Source organism: Chamaesiphon sp. OTE_20_metabat_361 (assembly GCF_031364565.1).
The window spans coordinates 1-2,805 of sequence record NZ_JANLWO010000243.1; the positions used below are offsets into that span (position 1 = coordinate 1).

Here is a 2,805-nt window from a genome sequence, read left to right on the forward strand (position 1 = left end):
TAACTAAATTGCCTTAAAATATTAACTAACCTTGAAGTTAGTTAAGTGTTAGTATCTAAAGCCGATCGCACTAAGCAAAGAATTATCGAACAGGCTGCGGTTGTTTTCAATCAAAATGGTTATGCCGGATCGTCGATCTCAGCTATTATGAAGCTGACAGGGTTGGGGAAAAGCGGCATTTATCATCATTTTAAAAGCAAAGATGAAATTGCGATCGCAGCATTCGATTATTCTCTCGGCTCGATCCTCGAAGCAGTAATGGCACAAGTGTCGAGCCAAGCTACAGCGATCGATCGATTACATGCTTTTGCCAACAGTTTTCGGGGCTTTACCACCCAACCAATCGTCACAGGTGGCTGTCCGATTTTGAACACGGCAATCGAGAGTGACGATACTCACCCCCTGTTACGCGCTCACGTCCAAGATGCCGTTAATAGTATTCGGGCGCTGATTGCCAGCATTATCGAGCTAGGCATCCGTCAGGGCGAAATCGTCGAGACGATCGATCGCGAGCAAGTAGCGACGATTTTATTCGTGACGATCGAAGGGGCAATTATGATGAGCAAATTATACAGTGATGATATTTATCTCGATCGAGCGATCGAGCATTTACATCAATATATTAATAGTCTAGCCATCTGAATTAATTGAGAATTGAGAATTGAGAATGCAAACACGCAGAGGTTCCCTGGCGCATATGTTGCACCAATCAAATCAAACCCCTGCGTCTCGTTAAAGTTTTCCCCAAAGCCCAAAGCCCAATACCTAATACCTACTGTATCGGAGAACCGTCTGCGGCTTCGAGGACAAACCCCAGATCGGCAATGGTGTCCCAATCTTGAGTCACCGACTGTCCGGGAGTCGTCAGATAATCGCCGACAAAAATCGAATTAGCTACATACAATCCTAACGGCTGGAGCGATCGCAGATGCACTTCCCGACCGCCAGCAATCCGAATTTCTTGGGAAGGTAAAATCAATCTAAATAAACATAACATCCGCAAACATTGCTGTGGAGTTAGTTGTTTGATGTCTGCAAACTTAGTCCCCGGAATCGGAATCAGAAAATTAATCGGTACGCTAGTGACGCCTAATTCCCGCAGTGACAGGGCTAAATCGATGACATCATCATCGGACTCACCCATCCCCAAAATCCCCCCCGAACAGGTCGTAATCCCCGCAGCATGGACATTTTTGACAGTCTCGACTCGATCGGTATAGGTGTGAGTCGTGGCAATATGTTCGTGATTGGTTTGTGAGGTATAGAGGTTATGATATACTCGATCGACACCAGCATCCGCCAGACGATGAGTATGTTCGGCAGATAATAAGCCCAAACAAGCGCAAACTTTAAGATCGTAATTAGCTTTAACTTCTCGCACGGCATCTAATACTTTACCAAACGTCGCCTCATTGGGCGTGCGTCCGGAAATCACCATGCAGAAAGTCCCCGCTTGGAGTTCGGCGGCGCGTTTGGCGGCGTCGAGAATTTTGGACTGCGCCATCAGGGGATATTTTTCGATTTCGGCGGTGGAAATCTTGGACTGCGAGCAGTAATGACAATCTTCAGGGCACAAGCCACTCTGAGCGTTGAGCAGATAATGCAGCCTGACGCGATTGCTCCAGTAGTGACGGCGGACTCGATAAGCAGCGGCAATTTGGTCGAGCAACACCTCATCTCTAGCCTGGAGTACGCTCAGGGCTTCCTCCCTAGTCAAGATCTCCCCAGCAAGCGATCGATCGGCGAGGGTATTCCAAGTGGGTGCTGTCAATAACATGAAACTTAAGCGTCTAAAGTGTCGAGCGACCATCTATTATCGCACCAAATGAACTGGGTGCGATCGCGATCGATACTTCCCGCTCGCCAGAGTTACCCTGCGAACACAAGTAGGTTGGGTAAAGAGCAATCGCTACACTTGTTAGGACATACCCCCGACTCCTCTTCAGAAGTCGGGGGTATTGCAGAAACCCAACACACTCAAAGATTCCCTCTCGGCGCGGCTGTGCCTATGGCAGGCTACGCCAACGCCAACGATTGTGTGGATGTTGGGTTGAGAGAAGCGAAACCCAATCTACAGATAGATTGTAGTAACTTAACTAGATTTACTTTGTCTGACGTAATAGCTCGACCGTTTTTTGGTAATCATTCATCTGTCCCTGCTGGCGGAATAATTTCGCGCCAGTGGTGAGATCGGCGAGTGCGCCCTTTTTGTCACCCAGTGCTAATTTCACAGCCCCCCGATTGCTGTAAGTTTCCGCATCTTGGGGATTGAGAACGATTGCTCGATCGAAATCGCTAATTGCCCCTCGATTATCGCCTAGCTCAAATTTCGCCACACCTCGATTGTAGTAGGTCAAGGCATCTTGAGGATTGAGTAAGATCGCCTGAGTATAATCGGCAATTGCCCCCTGTTTGTCGCCCAGTCCGAGTTTCGCTGCTGCGCGATTGGTGTAGGCTTCGGCATACTTAGGATAGATCTCAATTGCTCGATCGAATTCTAAAATTGCCCCTTGTGCATCGCCAGTATGCAGCTTCAGCGTACCGCGATCGTTAGAATCGATCGCTGGAGCTGGTGTGCGAAGTGGTAGGCTCGAAGAGGATTGAGCAATCGGCATCGAGACCATTAATAAAATCGGGGTGAGAAGCAAAAGGGCGAATTTCATGGGGTATCTGACAATTTTTTGGAGTTGAACTATTGTGGATGCGATCGCATTCTTGGTACGGATAGCAGCTAAACAGGGAGCCAATTTGGTTAAAACTACAAACTATCGATCGTGTTTTCCGGCAAAAACCGAGTCGATGAGC

At 48.0% G+C, this 2,805-nt stretch carries 3 protein-coding genes; 1 reads left to right on the forward strand and 2 read right to left on the reverse strand.

Annotated features, from left to right (window positions below):
• Nucleotides 1-45 precede the first annotated feature (45 nt).
• Nucleotides 46-642 (forward strand): TetR/AcrR family transcriptional regulator, encoded by a 597-nt coding sequence (locus RMO35_RS07115; protein WP_309739648.1) that lies wholly within the window; start codon nt 46-48, stop codon nt 640-642.
• Nucleotides 643-772: 130 nt separating this feature from the next.
• Here the strand turns inward: RMO35_RS07115 and bioB are convergent, their stop codons facing one another.
• Complete coding sequence (bioB, locus tag RMO35_RS07120) at nt 773-1,777, reverse strand: biotin synthase BioB (protein WP_309739650.1); 1,005 nt, start codon at nt 1,775-1,777, stop codon at nt 773-775.
• Between the two features lie 325 nt (nt 1,778-2,102).
• Nucleotides 2,103-2,663 carry a tetratricopeptide repeat protein gene (locus tag RMO35_RS07125; RefSeq protein WP_309739652.1) on the reverse strand — a complete coding sequence of 187 codons (561 nt, stop codon included), beginning with the start codon at nt 2,661-2,663 and terminating at the stop codon, nt 2,103-2,105.
• Nucleotides 2,664-2,805: the final 142 nt, after the last annotated feature.